Raw genomic sequence first — 22,461 nt, forward strand, 5'->3', positions numbered from 1 at the left:
CGTCGCGCTGCACGAATGTCCGATAATCCGCCACCAAAGGCCTTAACGCAGTAAGCGTACTGCAGGAAGGTCGAATTACAGGCAAAATGAGACACACATGCAGTACGACGACTGCACGAAGGTCCCTAGTTGGTTATTTAGCGCTCGCTTGTTAGCTCGCTTACGAAACTCGCGTTGAAAGCACACTGTGCTTTCAACCTGAGCGAGTTTCCGCTCCGAGTTGCCTTCGCGCACTACGCTCTGAGCGCGAAAGCAGGTCGTCGCGCTGCGCGACAAGGATCGCATTGAACCGCAAATGTGAATGTGTTGTAAGCGTCGCGCGCGTATCGTAGTTTTTTATATTTGTCGCGACTAAATTAGAACAGTTGGAAAATTGAGCAAATCGTGTAGGAGACGCAAACTGTGCTGCAGAAATATGAACTGGCTAACGAGCTTAATCGTGGTGTAAAAGCGCGCAATGCTGGCGAAATTGCGGATTGCACGCGCGCAAATCATCGCCGCGCGGCTTCTGTGACTTCTGAAACTGCGGCTTCTGAAAACGCAACTTCCGCAACTTCCGCAAGCGCAACTTCTGCGGATTTTGCGGCTTCTGCAGATTACGTAAGCGCGGCTTCCGTAAGCGCATCTTCCGCAACTTCCGCAACTTCCGCGGCTTCCGCAAATCACCGCCGAACTGGATACGGCGAAACTTGCGCGAAGGTAATTCTTTTCGGCGAACATTCCGTGGTTTATGGCCATTCCGCAGTCGCGTTGCCGCTGAAAAATTTGCGAATGCGCGCTACCGTAATTGCCGACGATTGCGGATCTGCAGCAAACCCAGCATCCCCCCAAACCCACTCCTCCCAAACCCAATCCTCCCAAACACAATCCCCCCTCCCCCTCGACTCGCGCATTACGCTTTCCTGCCTCGGCTTCACCGGCAAACTTTCCGAAATCCCGCCGCGATTTAGCAGCATTCGCGCCGCAATCCACGCAGCACTTGAGTTTGCAGGGTGGAACGGCGAGTCGCTGCACGTTACAACCGAGTCTGATTTTCCGCCTGAGCGCGGGCTTGGGTCGTCTGCGGCTTCGGCCGGCGCCGTAATCCGCGCGATTCTTGACTACTACAAAATTCGCGCTAGTGAGGACGAGATTTTTGCGTTGACGCAGTCGGCTGAGCGCGTGGCGCACGGGCGTTCGTCGGGGTTGGATGCAACGGCGACGTCGGCTTCGTGGCCCGTGCGTTTTAAGCGCGGCGAGTTTTCGCGGATGGATATTTGCATGCGCGCGTGGCTTGTTTTGGCGGATTCTGGCTGCAAAGGCATGACGCGCGAAACCGTGGAGGCGCTGCGCGCGAAGTTGGACGCGCATCCTGGCGAAGTTGGTGCGCAGCTTGATGATTTGGGTGCGATTGCGGTTGAGGCAGAGGACGATTTGGCGTTGGGGCGCGCGGAAAATATGGGCGCGAGGATGAATCGCGCGCATAAGATTTTGGCGGATTTGGGCGTGAGCACTCCGCAGCTTGATAAGTTGGTGCGCGCTGCGTGCGATCATGGTGCGCTGGGTGCGAAGCTTACCGGCGGCGGTGGCGGCGGATGCGTTATTGCGCTTGCGGATAGTGCGGATGCGGCCGAGCGCGTTAGTGCGGCGTTGCGAAATGCGGGCGCGTGCGGCACGTGGATTGTGGATATTGGCGGCGATTCGGCTTGAGTGTTATTTTCTCAGTTCGCTGACTGAGTTTTTAACAGTGTTGAGCTTATTACCGTTATTTTCTCAGTTCACTGACTGAGTTTTTAACAGTGTGTGAGCTGTGAGTGTTATTTTCTCAGTTCACTGACTGAGTTTTTAACAGTGCTGAGCTTATTACCGTTATTTTCTCAGTTCGCTGACTGAGTTTTTAACAGTGTTGAGCCTATTACCGTTATTTTCTCAGTTCGCTGACTGAGTTTTTAACAGTGTTGAGCTTATTACCGTTATTTTCTCAGTTCACTGACTGAGTTTTTAACGGTGTGTGAGCTGTGAGTGTTATTTTCTCAGTTCGCTGACTGAGTTTTTAACAGTGCTGAGGCTGCGGCTTACACCCGCAGAATATTCATCAGCTTAGCTTTACACACTTTTTGGCCTATAACCCCGCAAATGTTTCCGCCAAAAACAATGAATAAAAAAAAAGCCCTGCGAGCGAGTTGCGGGTAAAAGAAACACCGCAACAGCGCTACGCAGAGCCAATGCTTAAGTTCAATCCACACGTATTACAAGCAGAAAACCACTAAAAGCAGGAATCTGCTTGTTGCAACATGTTTTGTAAAATTCACAAAGTTACTACTCCGCCACAACCTTCACGGTGAAGGAAGCAGTGATTTCCGGATGCAACGTCACGGTTGCTGGGAACTCACCGGTGGTCTTAATAGCAGCGACCTTGATTGCGCGAGCTTCCACAGCGGCCTTTGGAGCCAAAGCAGCAGCAATCTTGTCGGCAGAAATGCCGCCGAAGAGCTTGCCGGACTCGGAAACCTTAGCAGCGAGCTCCACAACGGTGCCCTCAATCTGAGCCTTAGCAGCAACAGCCTCTTCGCGAGTGGCAACAGCCTTGGCCAAACGAGCGCGGCGCATTGCCTCAATCTGGGAAGCGGCACCCTTGTTCCACGCGAAAGCGAGTCCCTGTGGAATCAGGTAGTTGCGAGCATAGCCAGCCTTCACTTCAACAACGTCACCAGAGTGACCGAGGTTGGCAACAGTCTTGGTAAGAATAACTTTAGTTTCAGCCATTGTTACAACCTCTCAATCAGCGACCGGTAGTGGCGTAAGGAAGCAAAGCCATCTCGCGAGCGTTCTTCACGGCCTTCGCAATCTTGCGCTGTTCCTGCACGGTTACGCCGGTAATACGACGGGAACGAATCTTGCCGCGGTCGGAAACGAACTTGCGCAGCAAAGCGACGTCTTTGTAATCAATTTCGGTAATTTTGGCAGCCTTCAGAGGATTTGGCTTCTTCTTGAAAGGCTTGACCGGTGGTTGCGGCCTTTTGCGTGACATAAGATGTCCTCTCTTAAATGCGCTATGGTTTTCATAACGCGTAACTGATGATTTTATAAGAAGTAGTTTAAGCAGTAAAAGCAACTTCCAGCATTAAGCACTAATTATTTAGCACTATTTATTTAGCACTATTTGCGATTAGAATTCCGGCTCTTCCGCGTCTGCGCCAAAATCGGAGCTTGTGCCGAAATCAGCACCAGCGCCGAAGGTTGTGAACGCGTCGTTCGTTGGGCCGGCAGCACTCCACGGATCCGCGGCAGTTGCGTTTGCGGACTGCGCGCGCGAAGCGGCCTGATTTGCCTGCGCAGCTTGGTTTGCGGCTTGATTTGCAGCGTAATTTGCGCCGCCAGCATAGCCGCCACCTTGATACGCACCAGCACCCATCGCACCAGCACCAGAAGCACCAGAGCCAGAGCCAAAACCAGAAGCACCAGCACCAGCAGCACCCATCGCCCTCGCTCCCCCAGCAAACCCAGTTGCCGAGCTTTGGCGAGTAACTTGCGCGGTTGCATAGCGCAGCGATGGCCCAATCTCGTCGATGGTAAGTTCCACCACCGTGCGATTAGAACCGTCTTGCGCCTGATACGAGCGCTGCGACAATCGGCCTTGCGCAATCACGCGCATGCCTTTAGAAAGACTGTTCGCGCAATGTTCCGCAAGGTCTCGCCACGCGGAGCAACGCATGAACAATGCAGGACCGTCCTCGAACTGATTCGTATTGCGATTGAACGTACGAGGCGTGGACGCAATGGTGAAGCTTGCAACAGCAGAACCGTTTGAAAGCGTCCTAACTTCAGGATCCGCAGTGAGATTTCCAACCACAGTAATAATAGTTTCACCTGCCATAGCGTGCCTTTTCTTTCCCGCTACTAGATACTAGTTTTGCTTAATATTAGATACTAGTTTCGCTTAATGCTTTTACTTAATACTTTTACTTGGCGTCCTTGCGAAGAATCTTCGTGCGGATTACAGATTCGTTAAGGTTCAAAACACGGTCAAGTTCGTCGCTTACGGCTGGCTCGGCAGTGTAGTTCACCACAACGTAGTTACCTTCAGTTTTGCCTTCAATTTCGTAGGCAAACTTGCGGCGACCCCAGTAGTCGGTACCGTCAACGGAACCGCCCTCGTTGGTGACAAGCTCAAGATACTGCTCGGTCAACTTCTTAAGACCGTGCTCATCCAGCTCAGGATTTGCAATGAACATCAGTTCATACTTATGTGCAGACATCACCCACCTCCTTCGGACTATCGGCTGTGGCCCTTCCACAGCAGGAGTGTGTTTGCAATTTATGCGTGATTGTGGTTTGCCGAGTTTTCAGCAATAAATTCACACATAACTTTCATATTCTACCCCATGCTCGTGACGACTAACGCGCGCGCATTTGTGTACTTACACCCGACCCAAGTACACAAACACGAGGTAAGGCGCGCGCATTTGTGTACTTACACCCGACCCAAGTACACAAACACGAGGAGAAGTGCTCACATTTGTGTACTTACACCCAACCCAAGTACACAAACACGAGGAAGTATGCGCGCATTTGTGTACTTACACCCAACCCAAGTACACAAACACGGGGCAAAACTCCGGCAAATGTTCCAAAAAAAACGGGGACTGATTTAATCAGTCCCCGATGGTTTAAGCTTCAGCTTTTAGCTTAAGCTTGGCTTTTGCTTTTAGCTTAGCTTTTTAACCATTAGCTTTTGATTTAAGCTTAGTGACGGATCTTGCGAAGAGCAGCACCCATACCAGCAAGCACGGAAGCAGCAACAGCAACCAAAGCTACAGTTGCGCCGGTCTTGCCGAGCTTGTGGCTACCATCAGCAGCGCCACCGTTTGGCTTCTGAGCTTCTGGCTTCTTAGCATCGTTCTTCTGACCGCTCTTCTTGAATGGGGAGTTTGGCTCCTTATCCATAGCCTTGCGGACATCCTTAGCACCAGTATCGCAGCTCAAATCCTTAGCGTGATCGTTAGCAGAGTTCAACAAAGCAGCAGCGCGAGTACGGTTGTTATCAGCAACCTTAAGCAAGCCGTTAGCCAAACCAAGCTTCTGATCGATTACCTCAACGGCTTTCCAATCATGACGAGCATTAGCATCCTTGAAGTCCTCGTTAAGCTCTGCAATAATATCCTTAACAGCAGCCTCAACATGCTCATAATGCTTTACAGCCTTGGTCAAATGACGACGCAAACCGGCCAAGAAATCGCAGTTGTTCTTAGGACCGTGCTCTGGGAAGTTCTTAACAACATTATCCCAGCCACCGTTGCGCAAACCATACTGAAGCTTGTCAAGAAGAGCATCGTAAGCACCAATGTTGGTGATGCCACGCTTTACCAAATCAGCAGCCAAGCCCTTGTAGTTGGTGTAAAGAACGTCAGAACCGAAGATGGACTTCAAAGCTGGAGCATTATCTTCAGGAGTTGGTGGAACCTTCTTCATCAAAGGCTCAACAAGAGCCTTCAATTCCTTGAAAGCAGCAGCCTTAGCAGCCTTATCCTTAGCAGCCTGCAACTTAGCCAAAGCAGCCTTAACAGCAGCAACAGTCTTAGCGTCGGACTTAGCATCCTTAATATACTTCAAGGAGAACTCAACAACAGCCTTAACATCAGCAGGAGTTACTGGGGTTGGCTTAACTGGAGCTGGAGGTGTAGGAACTTCCTTGCACTGAAGCTTAGCCAAGTAAGCCTTATCTTCCTTCAACTTAGCCTGAGCATCCTTCAAGTTCTGCTGAGCAGTCTCAAGCTCACCCTTAGCCTTAGCAACGGCACCATCATTCTCAGTGTCATAAGCAGACTTTGCATCATTGTAAGCCTTGAGAAGGGAGCCAGCAGCAGGAGCATCCTCAGTGTTAGCATCTTCTTTACCAACGTACTTGGTCTTAGCATCGGTCAAAGCTTTCTTAAGCTCATCGCGCTTCTTAATCTGCTCCTTAGTAATGACATCCTTCACCTCGGTAGCGGAGTTGTACTGTGTCTCAGCATCTGTAGGAGTCTTATCAGCATGCTTATCCAAGTATGCAGCGACAAAAGCCTTCTTATCATTGTCTGCAGCAGTCTTAGCAGCATCATAAGCCGTCTTAGCAGCATCAGACTTGCCCTTAGCAGTATCCATCTTGCGCTTCAACTCGTTAAGCGTACGGTTAGCTTCATGAAGTTCTTTGTTTGCAGAGCGAACTGCCTTCTGAGCAGTAAGAACGTCTTCATTATCACTATCAATAGCGGTGTTTGCAGCAAGAAGCTCAGCGTTAGTAGCTGGAGTGCACTCTTCCTTCTTAGGAGCATTGTTTTCACCAGCAGCGAAAGATGGTGCGGCGAATGCCAAACCGGAAAGCAAGGTGGCGCCAGCAGCGAATGCGGCGATAGCCTTCTTATTCAACATAATATTTTCCTTTCTTCTTCTCCTTCGTGCTAGGTACACGAAGAAAAATTTGCCAATCACGGTTTCCCGTGCGTACCGGTTGAACTAGGTATTCCTCCGGTAACTGACTTATAACTTACCGCATGCTCTCAGAAAACTCAATACCAAAATTCAGAGTCGAACATGCGAAAAATAGGAAAATATTGATAAATTTTGCGTTTTTTATTTAAAAAAGAATAATATTTACGATTATTTGCTCAAATTATCGAAAAAATTATGCGACACGCCATAAACAGAAGTTTTTAATAGTTTTTTCAGGTTTCTTTAAGGTTCAGCTTCTTTGCCGAAAGAATTAACAAACCTCAAAAAGCTAAAACATCTAAAACACAAGGCCTGGGCAAATGCTACTCAGGCCTTGAACCTTGCGCCGCCGCTACCCGTACCTAGCGGTAAGCAGCGCGCAAATGCGCTTGAGTCACAGCCAATTTACGAATTTGCATCAACGATAAAAAAGGAAAATTTTTGGCAAACCGCATCAAACAAGTCCATAGAACTGACTGATTTGCAACACATATTAAATTATTTGCGCCGCGTCAAGCACAAAATTTTTAAGAAAACACTTAGCCTAGCGCACCGTTTAGCACGCTAGACTAAGTGATTTACCCAATTATTCGGGAGAAGAAGGTACCCGAACAGTTAGCTTAGTGACGGATCTTGCGAAGAGCAGCACCCATACCAGCAAGCACGGAAGCAGCAACAGCAACCAAAGCTACAGTTGCGCCGGTCTTGCCGAGCTGATGACTTGCAGCGCCACCATTTGGCTTCTGACCATTCTGGCCATTTGGCTTCTGGCCATTGTTCTTCTGACCGCTCTTCTTGAATGGGGAGTTTGGCTCCTTATCCATAGCAGCGCGAACTTCCTTAGCAGCAGTATCGCAGCTCAAATCACGAGCGTGATCGTTAGCGGAATCAAGCAAAGCCTTAGCACGGGTAAGGTTGTGATGAGCAACCTCACGCAAACCGTTAGCCAAAGCAATCTTCTGATCGATTACCTTAACAGCATCCCAATCATGACGAGCCTGAGCATCCTTCATATCCTCGTTAAGCTCTGCCTGAATATCCTTAACAGCAGCCTCAACGTGACCGTAATGCTTCACAGCCTTGGTCAAGTGACGACGCAACCAAGCCAAGAAATCGCAGTTGTTCTTAGGACCGTGCTCTGGGAAGTTCTTAACAACGTTATCCCAGCCGAAACGGCTCAAACCAAACTCAAGCTGGTTAAGAAGACCATCGTAAGCGCCAATGTTGGTAACACCAAGCTTGATCAAATCAACAGCCAAGCCCTTGTACTTAGTGTAAAGAACATCAGAGCCGAAGATGGACTCCAAAGCCTTACCAGTATCCTTAGCTGGAGCCTTCTTCATCAATGGCTCAACAAGAGCCTTCAATTCCTTAAGAGCAGCAACCAAAGCCTTGGCATCCTTAGCCTTCTTAGCAGCGGTAACCTTAGCCAAAGCAGCCTTAAGAGAAGCAACAGTCTTGGCATCGGACTTAGCATCCTTCACATACTTAACTGCAAACTCAACAACAGCCTTGTAATCAACCTTCTTTGGATCAGGAGTTGGGGTAGTGGAATCGCCACCCTGGCCTTCACCGCCGTTGCCATTGTCATTGGTGGAGCCACCGACCAAAGCAACGAGATCAGCATTGTAATCTGCCTTATTGATAGTGAGCCTTTCCTTCTTAGGATAAGCAGCAACATCAGCCTCTTGGTCAACAGCAGTAGCTAACTTCGTGGCGTAATCATCAAGCTTAGAGGTGTAATCACCAAATGCCTTATCGAAAGCAGTCTGAGCAGCATCCTTAACGTCCTGAGCAGCATCCTTAGCATCCTTAGCCTTCTTCACGGCCTGATCAAGAGGATACCTCTTGGCCAAGGTAGAAGGTACATTCTCCATACCATCTGGAACCTTGTAATTAAAATCAGCAACAGCCTTCTTAGCAGCCTTCAAAGTCTTATCAGCAGCATTAAGCTTCTTGGTTGCATCAACAAGCTTATCAAAGCTATCATTGACAGCCTTCTTAGCCTTGTCAACTTCGCCCTTAGCAGCCTTAACAGCCTCAACATCCTTACTACGGAAAGTCTCAGCAGTAGCGTTAAGATTCATCTTAGCCTGGTCTACATCCTTCTGAGCAGACGCAACCGCTGTTTTAGCATCTTCAACAGGCTTCACGTTAGTGGTGTAGAAAGTATAAGCATTTGCTACAACGTCAGAGCCCTTCTTAATATCAGAGCCACTAATGCTATAGCCGTCAGCTAAAGTGGCATCAGCAGTAAAAGCAGCCTTAACCTTAGCATCCAAAGAAGTTGCAGTGTAAGCTGTGGTGAATGCATCTTTCTTAGTCTTAAGCGTGTCATTAGCGGTCTTAAGAGTAGCTTCAGCTGCTGTAACTGCTGCCTGAGCCTTTTCGTTAGTGAATTCCTTATCATAGGAAGTCACAGCCTTAACATCAGCGAAAGATGGTGCGGCGAATGCCAAACCGGAAAGCAAGGTGGCGCCAGCAGCGAATGCGGCGATAGCCTTCTTATTCAACATAATATTATCCTTTCTTCTTCTCCTTCGTGCAGGTACACGAAGAAAAATTCGCTTGCACAGCTTCTAGGTGAACTGTGCAACACTAGCCAAACTAGGAATAGCTAGCGTTTGCTATTTAAGATACCCCCCCCCCGTTCGCAAAAGTCAAGCCCCAACACGCGTATAAAGAAAGAAAAAACAGAAGATTTTTCGGGAAATATTACAGAAATTGCATAAATAAACGTAAATTCTACTAAATCAGCGCGCGCTTACCGTAAAAAATACCAATTTCAAGAATTTTAAAGATTTTTCTCAGAGAATTCTCAGGAAACGCGCGCATACTACCCAACTCACCCCAAAACCCTTGCAAAATCAGCCTTTCGCTTCCCCCGCCCCGCACGACACACCGTTGTATCACACACTCCAAATGCGAGACAACGCTCGCACTATAAGCGCTCGCTTACGAAACTCGCGTTGGAAGTCCACTGGACTTCCAACTTAAGCGAGTTTCCGCTCCGAGTTGCCTTCGCGCGCTAAATCGCAGCGCTCAGGCAGGTCGTCGCGCGCGCCAGCGTCTCCGCTTTCCTCACCCACAGGCGCCAAAACCAAATCCTTCACAAGCTCGCGCGTACGAAGTTGCGAATCCGCATCCAACCCATCGTCAGTAATAACAGTGTCAACCTGATCAAAGCGTGCGAACAACGAAAGCGACGTGCAACTCCACTTCGTGTGATCCGTCAAAATAATAGTGCGGTCCGCAATATCCATTAACGCCATATCCGTAGCCGCTTCCAAAGAATTCGGCATAAGGAATCCGCGAGGAAGCGACACAGAATGCGTGCCAAGAAACACAGTATTCACTCGAAGCGAAGCCACAACCTTATCCGCAATCGGCCCAACCAGCGAATTCGAACGCGTAATTACGCCGCCGGTTACAATAACTTCCACGTCCTTCGACTCCAACGCTTGCACAAGCTCGGCAACAGGAATCGAATTAGTCAAAATCGTAATGCCCGAAGCCCTGCGCGACTCAAGCAAATGCTGCGCAAACACGTAAGCAGTTGTGCCGCCGCCAATAGCAATCACATCCCCCGGAGAAACGTAGTCCACAGCCAAGCGCGCAATAGCGTCCTTTAAACCGATGTCCATTTGCGACTTTACAGAAAACAGCGGCTCCGAAAGCAAAGTGTTGGTTGTTACAGCGCCGCCATGAACACGCTTTAAAAGACCGCGATCCGAAAGCTCAGCAATATCCCTTCGAACAGTCATTGCAGAAACGTTTAGTTCTTTAGAAAGTGCGGTTATGCGCACGGCACCGCGCGTGCGGAGTCGGCTTAGAATTAAGTGCTGACGCTGTGAAGAAATCATACGAACATTATCGCACACGTATACGCAAAAAACAAACGCGATTGAGCGTTTTAAGGCGTAAAATCGCGCAGAACGCACATTTTTATGCAAAAATCGGCAAATCCTTGAGCTAATCGCACAAAAACGAACGCGCGTTAAGGTGGCAAACGCACAAATAATGCCCTACTATATAAATATGTATTACGTTTCTGAAAACTCATTGCACAACGTCGTGAATAAAGCCACGACGGATCTTTTTACTTTTTCCTACAAGCACATAATCAAACCGCATTTTGTGTTCAACATTCCGCCGGACGAAGCACACGAGCGAATGATTGACTTTTGCAAATTTAGCGAAAGCACGCCGGGGCTTATGTGGCTTCTTCGCACAATGCTCAACTACACGGACCCGGTTCTTGAAACGAATGTTATGGGATTGGATTTTGCGAACCCGTTCGGCTTAAGCGCAGGCTTGGATAAAAACTGCCAGATGGCAACCGTGCTAGATAACGCCGGCTTTGGCTTCGAAACAGTCGGCTCCACCACAAGCCGCCATTGCGAAGGAAACCAAAAGCCTTGGTACCATCGCCTTCCGGAATACGATTCGATTTTGGTGCATGCCGGCTTAGCAAACGACGGCAGTGAGGCTGTTATTGCGCGCGCAGAAAAAGCGTGGACTAAAGCTAAGTCTATGAATCTTTCTATTTCTATTGCGCGCACAAACGACGATTTAGTCGGCGACCTTCAGGAAGGCATTGAAGACTACCATATTTCTATGGAGCGCGCGGCTGGGCGCAGCTCGATTATTGAAGTGAATATTTCTTGCCCGAATACTCGCGTTGGCGAGCCTTTTAGAGAGCCAGAAGCGCTGGATAAGCTATTTAGCGACCTTGACACTATTAAAAGGCCACAGCCAACTCTTGTTAAAATGCCGCTTAATTTGCCGGGAGGCTGGGAGCAGTTTAAGTCGCTTCTTGACGTGCTTGCTGAGCATAAAGTTGACGGCGTGAGCATTGCGAATTTGCAAAAGAATCGCTCCGGGCTAGATGTGCCGGCAGATTGGCAGGGAGCGCTTTCGGGCGGCCCTACTTACAGCGCAAGTAACGATTTGATAAGGCGCACGCGCAAAGCTTTTGGAGATCGCTTTGCTATTGCTGGAATCGGCGGCGTTTTTACGCCGAAGCAAGCTTACGAGAAGATTCGCTCCGGCGCAGATTTGGTTATGTTTATTACGTCGCTTATGTATAGAGGACCGCAGCAGATTACGACGCTAAAGCGCGGACTTGCGGATCTTTTGAAACGCGACGGCTTTGAGCACGTAGCTGACGCTGTTGGCGTTGATGTGGAGTAAAAGCGATAAATCCTTAATCAGTACTCGTCACTTCCGGAAGTGCTATAGTCGTCGCGACGAGCAGTGCCGTACTGGTCTTGCGTTTGCTGCTGACGCTTCGACTCTTTATTAGCTTCCTCCTGCTGCTCGCGCGCGGCTTGCTTTCGAGCGTCTTCGTCGCGCTTTTGCTGCTCCGTCTTTGGAAGGTTCGCATTCAAATCTTCCAAAGGCGACTTTTTGTCGGAAAGACTGCCGCCAGCAGTGTACTTTGGATCCGGTTTTCCATAATCATTGTCAATCGGAATATTCGCATCCTTCAGGTACGTATTCATAAACTCCTTCCACGCAGGAGTTGCAATATACATACCGTACCAGGCTCCCCTAGTCTGGCCGTTAATCGTCATGCCGTTAAAACTCTTTTGAGACTCAGCATTACCAACAGCCACAAACGAAGCAACCTGATGAGGCACAAAGCCTGCAGTCGTCATGTAGTACTGCTCGTTAGTACCGGTTTTTGCGAAAGTTTTACGTCCGCCGTCAAGTTGCGTTGTTGCAGCCTCACCGCCAGGTTGCACAACACCTTGGTTAAGTGCGTACGCAACGGTTTGCGCAATTCCCTTTGGAATAGCTTGATGGCAGTGCGCGCTAGGAACCTTTAAGCGCTTTCCGTTTTTGTCTACAACGCGCTTAATTGCAATCGGATCGCAAGATACGCCGTTTGCGCCAAGAGTTGCGTACACGTTTGCAACAGTAAGCGGAGAAGCTTGCACAGAACCAATCGTCATAGGCGGGTTCAAAGAGTTAGAAGAATACACGCTTTCCTGGCCGATTGGCGAATTGTGATACCCGAGCACTCGAGCAGCATCCGCAATAGAACACAACTTAATTTGCTGAGCCATAGACGCCTGCGTAGTATTGTGAGAACGAACAAGACCTTGCAAAGGCGTTTCTGGGTTAACAGTGCCACCGCCGGAGTTTTGCACAAACCATGAGCCGACTCCGCGGAACTTATTGCAGTTAAAATCAGAATTATTGTATCGGATAGTCGTGCGAAGAGGCTGGTTGATTGACTTTCCAGCAAGCATCCACGCAACCATATTAATAGGCTTCCAAGTAGAACCAATCTGCCAGCCAAGACCGCCGCCATCGCGCTCGTCCACAGCATAGTTAATAGCAGTATGCGTTGGATCCGACTTTGCAGCATCCGTTGCGTCGTAAATACGGTTGCTTCCGAAAGCCAAAACCTCGCCCGTGCCAGGTTTAATAGCGGCGATTGAAACTTCGAAACCGCTCTTATCTTTCACTGGAATTGTGTCTCGAGCAGCTTTCATTGCAGCCTTGCTTGCGCGCAAATCCATTGTGGTGTAAATGTCGAGGCCGCCTTCTGTAAGAAGCTTTTCGCGAGCTATAGCGGTTTTGCCGAATTCGCGAGAGTGCAAAATTTTCTTCGTAACGTAATCGCAGAAGAAAGCGGCATCTCCAGCAGCTTGGCAACCAATATTCGAAACTTCTGGCTGAATATTTAAGGTATCTTTTATTGGCACGCTAACTGCGGAATCGTGCTGCTTTTGGTTAATAAAGCCTTGTCGAAGCATTAAGTCAAGAACAATATTGCGCTGTTCTTGAGCTTCTTTTTGATTGCTTTCAATAGAAGGATCGTAATGAGAAGGATTTTTTGTAATAGAAGCAATAGTTGCAGCTTGTACAAGATTTAGCTTAGCTGCGCTCGTATTAAAGTAGCGGCGCGCTGCAGTTTCTACGCCGTATAAATTATTACTACCAAATTGCGCAATATTAAGGTATCCTTGCAAAATCTCAAGTTTGGAATACTTTTTTTCCATTTGAATTGCAATAAGCATTTCGCGCAATTTACGCGCGATTGTGCCTTCAGAAGCGTGATATTCCGCCAAAGGATCGTTATTTTCGCGCGCTTTAATCATAAGAACGTTTTTTACGTACTGCTGAGTTAAGGAAGAGCCGCCTTGCATATCTGACTTTTTAACGAATGTTTGCACAAAAGCTCGCATAACGCCTTGCATGTCTACGCCGGAATGTTCAAAGAATCTGCGGTCTTCGCGAGCAACCATTGCCTGTTGCATGTATTGGGAGATTCGTCGAAGAGGCACAACAGTGCGGTTTTGTGCGTAAAAAGTTGCGATAATAGTTTTGCCGTCAGATGCGTAAAGTCGCGATTTTTGCGGCAAAGCAGTTACGTCAAAATCGATGCCGTCAACGCGAAGTGAAGGAACAACTGTTTTCACAACGCTATTCACGCTCATTACGCCTGGTACGAATAAAATACTTGCAGCCACGCCACCTGCAACGCAAAGTGTAACGTATGTAAGGAAAAGCGCGAGCACACGGCGAACGGTTAGTGAATTCTTTTTCGGCATGCGTACTATTCTAAAGGTTTGCCTCTACTTGGAAGCGTAAGCTAAAAACAGCGGCTGCTATTGTTATTATCACGCTATCAACGCTCAGCGCGACGAATCAACATACCCGGCTTGTAAATAATAATCGAACGGCCTCGGCGCATAATCCAACCGCGATTAGCAAAATCCATCAAAGCTTTATTCACAGTTTCGCGAGAAGAGCCAACAAGCTGAGCCAACTCCTCTTGCGTTAAATTGTGTTCCACGCGCAAACCCTCGCTATTCGGCTCGCCAAAGCGAGAAGCCAAATTAAGCAAAGTTTTTGCCAAACGCGCCGGCACATCCATAAAAACTAAGTCAGAAATATGCTCATTATTTGCGCGCATTCTTGCAGCCAGCACTTGAAGCATATCTACAGCAACGCGCGGATTTTCGTTAATCCATTTAAAAAGCACGTCGTTTTCCAGCCACAAAACTTGCGTATTATTAGTGAGCGAAATTGCGGAAGCTGTACGAGGGCCGCCGCTTGGATCGAACACAGGAATTTCGCCCAAAATTTCGCCAGGAGTGTGAATGCTAAGCAATTGCACGCGATTATCGCGAGAATGACGAACCAGCTTTACTCGTCCGCGCTCAAGCAAGTACATGCGGTGGTCAGTATCGCCTTCGTTAAAAATCGAATCGCCTTTATTAAAAACTGACTTTTGCAAATGAACAAGTAATTCCTTCATTTGGCTAGGCGGAACCTGCTTGAATAATGCGGTGCTTTGCAGTGAAAATTCATCACGCTGAGTGTTGTTTTCCAACATTGCTTGCCCCTTTATTAAGCAATAAGTAGATGCGTCGTTGAACTACCTGTGGATTATGCGCGAGCGCGAAAAATCCTTTAACTATATTAACACGGATAATTTAAGCGGTAAATTAGGTTTAGATGAATTGCGATTAGTTGCGCTTTCCTAATTTTTCTTCGAAATTGCTTCTTCAATAAACGGAAGCATAGCTTTAGATAATCCTTCGCCAAAAGGCGCTGCAAAAAATGGCACGCCTTGAAGAGTTCCAACAGCATCCTTAGCTTCGACTACGCGCATTTGATTGGCAGAATCCGAAATATTCTCGTCAAAATCTGCAGAATCCGCAACATTTTCTGCAAAATCTGCAGAATTCGAGATATTTTCAACATTCCCCATATTTTCAAAAACATACGCACGCTTAGAAGCGCTAAGAGCAACCGCAAAATCGCGAGACAACTTGTGGCGAAAATCGTCAACCGTAGCGCGCTTATTAAGCTGACGAATACCAACAGCAAGCACGCGGCCAGGATGCTTACGAATAATATTCGCGTACGTGCTTGGATCTTTTTGACCGTCGTCACCAATTAAAACAAAACGCATTCCCGGAAAATCATCCATAAGCTGAGTTGCAAATTCCAACTTATGCTGCGGACCGTTAGGAATAAAAGTTTTTGGACGCGGATCAAAATCGCGAAGAAGCAAAGGCCCCTCCGGAAACTTTTCGCGCTCAATAAAGTGACGAATCGAAGCCTCAACATTCCAAGGCGAAGTTGAAAGATAAAAAACAGGAATATCGTTACGCAATCCAGCTAAAGAATTAAAGAAATTCGCCATACCTGGCACAGGCGAACGATGAGCCGGATTCATAATAAGCAGATTATAAGCAGCGCGAATCGGAGAAGGAGCTTCGGTTACCATAATCGTGTCGTCAACGTCGGAAATAATGCCGATTGGCACGTTTGCGTCGATTGCAAACAAATTCGACTTCACAGGCTCACGATTATTAACAGCATACGAAACTACGTGACGACCCGGGCTAAGCGCGCGCTCGGTAATTAAATCCAAGTATCCGGCGCGATCCGAAACGCAATATTCCGCACTTCCACCACGAGCTTCTTCCGGCCTGTCATAAACATCAGAATCGCCAACTTGAGCAGTTTCCACAGGAATATTGTCAATCGACAAAGAAACCTTAACCCTAACAGAAGGAATAACAAGCATGGCATAAATACCGCGCTTTAAAGCAGAACGGTGGCCGCGCTCAGGAGCGTACACGGTTCGGCAAATTAAGCGAGCGTAACGATGCGTGCCGTAACCAATATACGGCTCAACGCTTGGAAACCAGCCGGCCTTGCGCACAACGCGTCCTGCAACGCGCATCCAAGCGCCAAAAGTAGACGTAATAACGCGACGGCCAAATCGAACAAACCAAGGCTTATTATCAATTTGTTCAGACTCGGAAGGCGCATCAAACAACGTTTCAGTAACATGCACTGGAATTGGCATGCTACTAACGCGGCGAGATGCGGAGCCGCTTTCCTGCTCTACATTCTCATGTTCACTCATTGTTGACGCACCGGACCGTCCGGAGTAGAGCCCACAACTTGCACGATTGTGCCGCGAGGGCAGTTGTCGTATACCCAGCGAGCGTCCTGCTCGTACATGTTAATGCAGCCGTGAGAGCCGTGATTTGCAGGGTCGCCAGTAGCAATGCCGTTGTAATTCCACATAGCAGTGTGGAAACCTTCGCCGCCATGATAGTAGCTAACCCAATGAACGTTTGGAGAAAGGTAAGGCGAACCATTAAAGTTGCGGCCGCGCATATCTTGCGAAGCGTAACGCAAGTAAATAAAGAACGTGCCGGAAGTAGACTCGCCCATGCCGGTTCTACCAGTGCAAACAGGGAATGTTTTAACCAACTCATCGTTCTTGTAAACGGAAGCAGTTTGGGTTGTTTTATCAACCACAATTCGCATTTCCACAAGCTTTTGCTCAACGCTAAACTTAGTTACTTTTGCAGGAAGCGTAACATTAAAATCTTCGCCGTTTTGCAAAGCATCGCAAGCTTTTTCGGCGTAAGAGCGGTTATAAGTTATTTCAACGCCATTAGAACCCTTCATGGTTGTGAAAATAACTTTTCCTTCTTTATTAATTGCGTCTTCTTGATTAACTTTTTCCTTATTCAGCGCTTTTGGAAGCACTTGCGATAAGTAAGCGTCGGCTTTATCTACGTCAATTTCGTAGGAAAGCTTACGACGAGTGGTATCTGCTTTTACGTTAATCCAAGTACCAAGCTCCTTCTTTGGAACCGTAAAATCATCGCCATCGCCATTGCTAAACTTTAATTTTTTATCAAGGACTTTATTAAGATCGTCAGCAAGTTTCTGCGCAACGTCGCGCTTAATAGGGGCATCAGTGCGCCTGGAAGAAACAGAAACATTTACGGTTTTTCCAGGATTTGCGATTAACTTTTTCACAGCTTCGCGCACTGCCATCGTTTCGATTGTGCGGCCCGGCACACCGTCTTGCACACCAAAAGACTCAGATTCTTTATTGAAAACTACACTGTACGGCAAAGCGCGATCGTGCTTCAAAACAAACTTATGCAACAAATACACGTCCATTTTGGAATCGTCGCGCTTGGCATTCAAAGAAACATTTTTTTGAACCCAAGGCATGATGCGAGTAAATAAATTATCTCGCTTAGCGTTAAGAATTGCGTTAACCGTGGCCTTAGTATTTACCTTAACGCCGAGTTGCTGCAAACTTGCTGTAGCTGTTTTTCCGCGATCGTCCTTAATAACTAATTCCGTGCGATTAACAGCATTTTGTACCGCTTTATATACAGCCGATTCCTGCGCGCCTGTAAGATTTCGAGAAATTGCAGAATCGCCAAAATTCACGCCCGGAGCAACGCGATCGTGGAAATACCAATGCACAGCAAAAAATGCTGCCGCAAGAATAATCACAAAAATAAAAAGCGAGTAGAAAAGCGCGAGCGCAGAATGAGCGTTACTATTTTTAGATTTCTTAGATTCCTTAGATTTTGGAGTAACGGCTTGGAATGTGTCTGTAGCTGTGTTATCTGCAGAAGTTGAAGCGTAAGCGGAAGCAACAGAAGCGGCAGAAGCGGCAGAAGCGGCTTTTCTTTCGGCTTTTCTTTCGGCTTTTCTGTCAGCATAGCGAGAAACTGCAGCTTCAACGTCGTCAACAATATCGTATTGATTATCGTCTTCGTCGGAAACTTCACCCAAGTTTTCAACAAGGCTTTCTTCTTCGCTTTCACTATAAGCAGATTTACTATCTACCTGATTTTGCGCAACTGAATCTTCAACAACTGGATTTTGCGCAAACTGATTCTGAGAATTCTGCTCAACTTGCTTGAAAGCAACAGTATCGTCGTTCTCAACATCAGGCACATAATCTGAAGCCGCGTTAAAGGATTCACCGCCTTCAGGATTTTGCTGCATTTCAGCCATATTCATAACCTCTGCTTAATAGTTACATGAAAAGACACGCTTGAGTATTTTAACACTAGCTTCGCACGAAACCATATTTTGAGCCGCTAATAACTTAAGCGCGACTTAAGTGCGCTAATTAATTGCGCTGCACTTGCAACAACAAATCAACCAAAGAAGAAGCAACCTCATACGGATGTTCAGTAGCGCTAAAATGACCACAATCTTCAATAACCGTAAAATCAACATGCTTTGAAGAAGTCATTGCATCCGCCATTGGCCGCATAATTTCAGGCGCGCTAGACGGATCCAAAGTGCCGCTAATAACCGCAGCCGGAGCCGTAATCAAAGGCAACTGATCTTCCATATCCGGACGGCAAGCGGCCATGCGCTGGCGCCAAGCCAAACCTTCAGGCTTCTGGTCGTGAATCCAATTTTCAAAAGTTTGAATAAATTCAGGCGACTGCTTAACTGTGGAATCCTTTTCGGTTGCGTGAGCAAAATGCATAACCGGCTCAACAGTGTGGTCGCGCTCGCAAACTGAAGCAATTTCAAGACGCTTAGCGCGAGCTTGAGGAGCGTCGACGCAAGCGCGAGTATCGCATAAAGCAATGCCAGCAACAGCTTTAGGTAGAAGGCGCTGAACATCCAAAGCAACGTAGCCGCCCATAGAAAGACCAACCCACACGGCGCGCTCGTAACCCAAATCGTTAATAAGCTTTACATAAGATGCGCAAAGAGCGTCAAGAGCGTGAGCGTAATCAGCCTCGCTAAACTCGCCCTCGGCTTTTGGAGCTTCACTCAAGCCGGCACCAACCATATCGGGAGCAAAAATCGGAACGTCGTGCTTCAACGCGCCTTCGCTAAGAGCGGCGTCAATTTGAGCATTCAAAGAATCGGCGCAAGCATCCCACATGCGGTGATCAACCGGGAAACCGTGGATGAGGACGATTGGAGTAATGCTGGAATTGCTTGAATCGGCGCTTGAATCGGCAGCCTTTACATCGCGGTAAACCGTATTATGCAACTTAAAAAGCGAGCAATCCTTAAAAGAATCGCACTTAGTAGCTGAATTGCTTGAATTATTTGAATTATTTGAATTATTTAAATTATTTAAATTATTTAAATTAATAGAACCTTCACTCATAAGCAACAATAATAGTCTTAGCCATATAAGAAGCAGCATAAGAAATATAAGAAATGTGTAAAAACAGTAAATATTCGTGGCATACTGCAAAATTTAGAGTGGTAGAGAAAATATTGTGCAAGAATAGAAGGTATGCCAACTATGCCTATTCAAGCAACTATTGCACTTATGGTGATTGTTTTTGCGCTGGTACTTGCGCCGTTCGTCATCATGATAGTTACGCGTACCATGAAACGGCATCATTTGGCCATAAAACTCGCCAAACGACACGGCGATTCAGTGCATTACGCTTTTATTCTTAACCCTTCAAAACCGCAAGCCGAAGCGTATCGCGAAAGTATTAAAAATTATTGCAATAAGCGCAAATTTACTTACGAAATTATTGATACGCAACTAGATAAAGACGGGCGCGAGTGCGCTTTAGAGGCGCTTTCAAACGGCGCGAATGTTGTGGTTGCTGTTGGCGGCGACGGCACCGTGAGGACGGTTGCGAGCGCAGTAAGCGGCAAAGGGCATGCGATGGGAATTATTCCGATTGGAACCGGAAATCTTTTTGCAAGAAACATGGGCATACCTGTGAACGACGTGGATGCGGCGTTGCACGTGGCGACTTCGCACGGGTCCAGGCAGGTTGACGTTGGGCGCGTGACGATTCTTGACAAGCCGAATGAGGATCACGGGCACGCGTTTTTGATTATTGCGGGCATCGGTTTTGACGCGCTTATGATTGACGATACGGACCCGAAGCTGAAGAAAAATATTAGTTGGCTTGCTTATTTTGTGGCCGGAGTTAAACATTTGTTTATGCCGAAGTATCGCGCAACCGTTACTTTAATGCGATCCGACGGAAGCGAAAGCGTGCTAAAAGGGCTTACGTTCCGCACGCTTATGGCTGGAAATTGCGGGCAAATTCCTATGTTTTCGCTTATGCCGGAAGCCGCTTACGACGACGGCGTGCTTGATTTTGAGATTATTGACACTTCGGGCGGATTAATTGGTTGGGCTAATTTATTCCGCGGAGTTGTGCACCAAACCGTAACCGGGCGCGCACTTCAGCAGGATTCGCTATCTGCCGGCTCAAGAATTGACCAAACGCAAGGATTTAGCGCGGAAGTAAAATTGGAAAAGTCGGCGCCGGTGCAAGTGGACGGCGACATTTTGGGTTACACAAAGCATTTGCGCTTCACCGTTGACAAGCAAGCACTGTGCGTGCGCGTGCCGGCAAGCGTAAAAACCAGCGTTCCTGTGAGCGAATAATATAAAATACAAGCGCCGTGGCAAAATAAAAAATTATGGTAGCAAAAAATGCGGGAATGCCCGCCACCCCAGAAGATCTAGTCGATGTCGACGCTTTGGTCGGCGCGTACTACGATGAAGTTCCAAATTCCAATATTCCAGAACAGCGCGTGATTTTCGGCACGTCCGGTCACCGTGGTTCCGCTTTGAAGACTTCGTTTAACGAAGCTCATATTGTGGCAATCACCCAAGCCATCGCCGAATATCGCAAAAAAGCTGGCGTAACCGGCCCACTTTATATCGGTCGCGACACGCACGCGCTTTCCGAGCCTGCTCAAAAAACCGCAATCGAAGTTTTGGTTGCTAACGGCGTTCACGTTCGCGTGGATTCTCGCGGCGACTTCGTGCCAACTCCTGTTGTGTCTCAAGCTATTTTGACGCACAACCGCGCAGCCGACGGCACTCAGCGCTTTAGCGGCGACGGCTTGGCTGACGGCATCGTCGTCACCCCTTCGCACAACCCACCAACCGACGGCGGCTTTAAGTACGATCCTGTAACTGGCGGCCCTGCCCCAGCAGACGTAACTAACGCAATCGCAGCTCGCGCAAACGAATTACTCGACAACTACAAGTCCGTAAAGCGCGTGCCATTCGAAGAAGCAATCAAATCTGACTTAGTAGAAGGCTTCGATTACCGCGAACATTACGTAAGCGACTTGGCAAACGTAATCGACTTCGACGTTATCCGCTCCAGCGGCGTGCGCTTGGGAATCGATCCTTTGGGCGGCGCAAGCGTAAATTACTGGCCACTTATGAACGAAAAGTACGGCCTGAATATTGGCGTTGTGCGCCCAGAAGTTGACCCAACTTGGCGATTCATGACGATTGACCACGACGGCAAGATTCGTATGGATCCAAGCTCCCCTTACGCAATGAAGGGCTTGGTTGACCAGCTTAACGCCGGCGCTTGGGATAAGTACGATTTGGTTGGCGGCACCGATCCGGACGCCGACCGCCACGGAATTGTGTGCCCGAACTGGGGCGTTATGAACCCGAACCACTACATTGCAGTGTGCGTGGAGTACTTGTTCGGCGGCGCTCGCCCAGATTGGCCGAAGAATACGGCAATCGGCAAGACGCTTGTGTCTTCGTCCTTGATTGACCGCGTGGCTGCTTCTATTAACGCAAAGCTTGTGGAAGTGCCAGTTGGCTTCAAGTGGTTCGTTGACCCGCTCTTTAGCGGCGAAGTTGCTTTCGGCGGCGAGGAAAGCTCCGGAATGAGCTTCTTGCGCAAGGACGGACGCGTGTGGACCACCGATAAGGACGGCCTGATTCCAGACCTGCTCGCGGCTGAAATTACTGCAAAGACTGGCAAGAACCCAGCTCAGCTTCACCAAGACCAGGTTGCTCGCTTTGGCGAAAGCTGGTACAAGCGCGTTGATACCCCAACCACGCTTGAGCAGAAGCAGAAGTTCGCAGCTTTGAGCGGCGACGATGTTGAAGCAACTAAGCTTGCCGGCGAAGATATTACCGCAAAGCTTACGGAAGCTCCTGGAAACGGCGCAAAGATTGGCGGCTTGAAGGTGACGACCAAGAACAACTGGTTCGCCGCTCGCCCATCCGGCACCGAAAATATTTACAAGGTTTACGCAGAATCCTTCGTTTCTCCAGAAGCACTCGACAAGGTGCTTGAAGAAGCAACTGCCGTAGTCGACAAGGCTTTAGCGTAATTGACTAGGGCTTTAGCGTAAATGGCTAGGGCTTAGCGTAATTGACTAGGCCTTGGCATATAATGGAAGTCTCCCAAAACAAAAGCTAATGGCGCTGGTTGCAGT

17 protein-coding genes are annotated in these 22,461 nt (G+C 48.1%); 5 read left to right on the forward strand and 12 right to left on the reverse strand.

The window, feature by feature from the left end:
- The first annotated feature begins 402 nt into the window (after window positions 1-402).
- Entirely contained in the window at window positions 403-1,689 is a 1,287-nt protein-coding gene (gene mvk / locus ACTJLE_RS02460) for a mevalonate kinase (RefSeq protein ID WP_481267303.1), read from the forward strand.
- A gap of 609 nt (window positions 1,690-2,298) precedes the next feature.
- Here mvk and rplI read toward each other — a convergent pair.
- The 5 genes from rplI to ACTJLE_RS02485 form a co-directional block, all read right to left on the reverse strand.
- A complete protein-coding gene (gene rplI, locus ACTJLE_RS02465) occupies window positions 2,299-2,745 on the reverse strand; it encodes a 50S ribosomal protein L9 (RefSeq protein ID WP_119487601.1) in 447 nt (148 codons plus the stop codon).
- A gap of 16 nt (window positions 2,746-2,761) precedes the next feature.
- Window positions 2,762-3,010: a 30S ribosomal protein S18 gene (gene rpsR, locus ACTJLE_RS02470; RefSeq protein ID WP_004105399.1), complete on the reverse strand. Its 249-nt coding sequence runs from the start codon at window positions 3,008-3,010 to the stop codon at window positions 2,762-2,764.
- A gap of 138 nt (window positions 3,011-3,148) precedes the next feature.
- Window positions 3,149-3,856, reverse strand: coding sequence for a single-stranded DNA-binding protein (locus tag ACTJLE_RS02475; protein WP_481267304.1), 708 nt, complete (start codon window positions 3,854-3,856; stop codon window positions 3,149-3,151).
- A gap of 85 nt (window positions 3,857-3,941) precedes the next feature.
- Complete coding sequence (gene rpsF, locus ACTJLE_RS02480) at window positions 3,942-4,238, reverse strand: 30S ribosomal protein S6 (protein WP_004128903.1); 297 nt, start codon at window positions 4,236-4,238, stop codon at window positions 3,942-3,944.
- Between the two features lie 487 nt (window positions 4,239-4,725).
- Window positions 4,726-6,390, reverse strand: coding sequence for a hypothetical protein (locus tag ACTJLE_RS02485; RefSeq protein ID WP_481267305.1), 1,665 nt, complete (start codon window positions 6,388-6,390; stop codon window positions 4,726-4,728).
- 319 nt (window positions 6,391-6,709) lie between these two features.
- On the opposite strand from ACTJLE_RS02485, the gene ACTJLE_RS02490 reads away from it, so the two are divergent.
- The gene (locus ACTJLE_RS02490; RefSeq protein ID WP_481267306.1) at window positions 6,710-7,018 is read left to right on the forward strand and encodes a hypothetical protein; all 309 of its coding nucleotides are present in this window, start codon (window positions 6,710-6,712) and stop codon (window positions 7,016-7,018) included.
- Window positions 7,019-7,070: 52 nt separating this feature from the next.
- Here ACTJLE_RS02490 and ACTJLE_RS02495 read toward each other — a convergent pair whose 3' ends face one another.
- Window positions 7,071-8,966 (reverse strand): hypothetical protein, encoded by a 1,896-nt coding sequence (locus ACTJLE_RS02495; RefSeq protein WP_481267307.1) that lies wholly within the window; start codon window positions 8,964-8,966, stop codon window positions 7,071-7,073.
- Between the two features lie 477 nt (window positions 8,967-9,443).
- Complete coding sequence (locus ACTJLE_RS02500; RefSeq protein ID WP_481267308.1) at window positions 9,444-10,313, reverse strand: DeoR/GlpR family DNA-binding transcription regulator; 870 nt, start codon at window positions 10,311-10,313, stop codon at window positions 9,444-9,446.
- Between the two features lie 175 nt (window positions 10,314-10,488).
- Between ACTJLE_RS02500 and ACTJLE_RS02505 the strand changes: the two genes are divergently transcribed.
- The gene (locus tag ACTJLE_RS02505; RefSeq protein ID WP_481267396.1) at window positions 10,489-11,643 is read left to right on the forward strand and encodes a quinone-dependent dihydroorotate dehydrogenase; all 1,155 of its coding nucleotides are present in this window, start codon (window positions 10,489-10,491) and stop codon (window positions 11,641-11,643) included.
- A gap of 17 nt (window positions 11,644-11,660) precedes the next feature.
- Here the strand turns inward: ACTJLE_RS02505 and ACTJLE_RS02510 are convergent, their stop codons facing one another.
- From ACTJLE_RS02510 to ACTJLE_RS02530, 5 genes are all read right to left on the reverse strand, one after another.
- Window positions 11,661-14,015 (reverse strand): transglycosylase domain-containing protein, encoded by a 2,355-nt coding sequence (locus ACTJLE_RS02510; protein ID WP_481267309.1) that lies wholly within the window; start codon window positions 14,013-14,015, stop codon window positions 11,661-11,663.
- A 77-nt stretch (window positions 14,016-14,092) separates the two neighbouring features.
- Window positions 14,093-14,803 carry a Crp/Fnr family transcriptional regulator gene (locus ACTJLE_RS02515; RefSeq protein WP_481267310.1) on the reverse strand — a complete coding sequence of 237 codons (711 nt, stop codon included), beginning with the start codon at window positions 14,801-14,803 and terminating at the stop codon, window positions 14,093-14,095.
- Between the two features lie 147 nt (window positions 14,804-14,950).
- Window positions 14,951-16,351: an App1 family protein gene (locus tag ACTJLE_RS02520; RefSeq protein ID WP_481267311.1), complete on the reverse strand. Its 1,401-nt coding sequence runs from the start codon at window positions 16,349-16,351 to the stop codon at window positions 14,951-14,953.
- A complete protein-coding gene (locus ACTJLE_RS02525) occupies window positions 16,348-18,264 on the reverse strand; it encodes a L,D-transpeptidase (protein ID WP_481267312.1) in 1,917 nt (638 codons plus the stop codon). The genes ACTJLE_RS02520 and ACTJLE_RS02525 overlap by 4 nt, the downstream gene beginning before the upstream one ends.
- A 118-nt stretch (window positions 18,265-18,382) precedes the next feature.
- Complete coding sequence (locus ACTJLE_RS02530; RefSeq protein WP_481267313.1) at window positions 18,383-19,390, reverse strand: alpha/beta fold hydrolase; 1,008 nt, start codon at window positions 19,388-19,390, stop codon at window positions 18,383-18,385.
- Between the two features lie 132 nt (window positions 19,391-19,522).
- Between ACTJLE_RS02530 and ACTJLE_RS02535 the strand changes: the two genes are divergently transcribed.
- Together ACTJLE_RS02535 and pgm are read left to right on the forward strand one after the other, a co-directional pair.
- On the forward strand, window positions 19,523-20,647 hold the full coding sequence (locus tag ACTJLE_RS02535; RefSeq protein ID WP_481267314.1) for a diacylglycerol/lipid kinase family protein: 1,125 nt from the start codon (window positions 19,523-19,525) through the stop codon (window positions 20,645-20,647).
- Between the two features lie 35 nt (window positions 20,648-20,682).
- Window positions 20,683-22,356: a phosphoglucomutase (alpha-D-glucose-1,6-bisphosphate-dependent) gene (gene pgm, locus ACTJLE_RS02540; RefSeq protein ID WP_004134346.1), complete on the forward strand. Its 1,674-nt coding sequence runs from the start codon at window positions 20,683-20,685 to the stop codon at window positions 22,354-22,356.
- Window positions 22,357-22,461: the final 105 nt, after the last annotated feature.

It is taken from the genome of Gardnerella sp. CCPDSM (genome assembly GCF_056754715.1).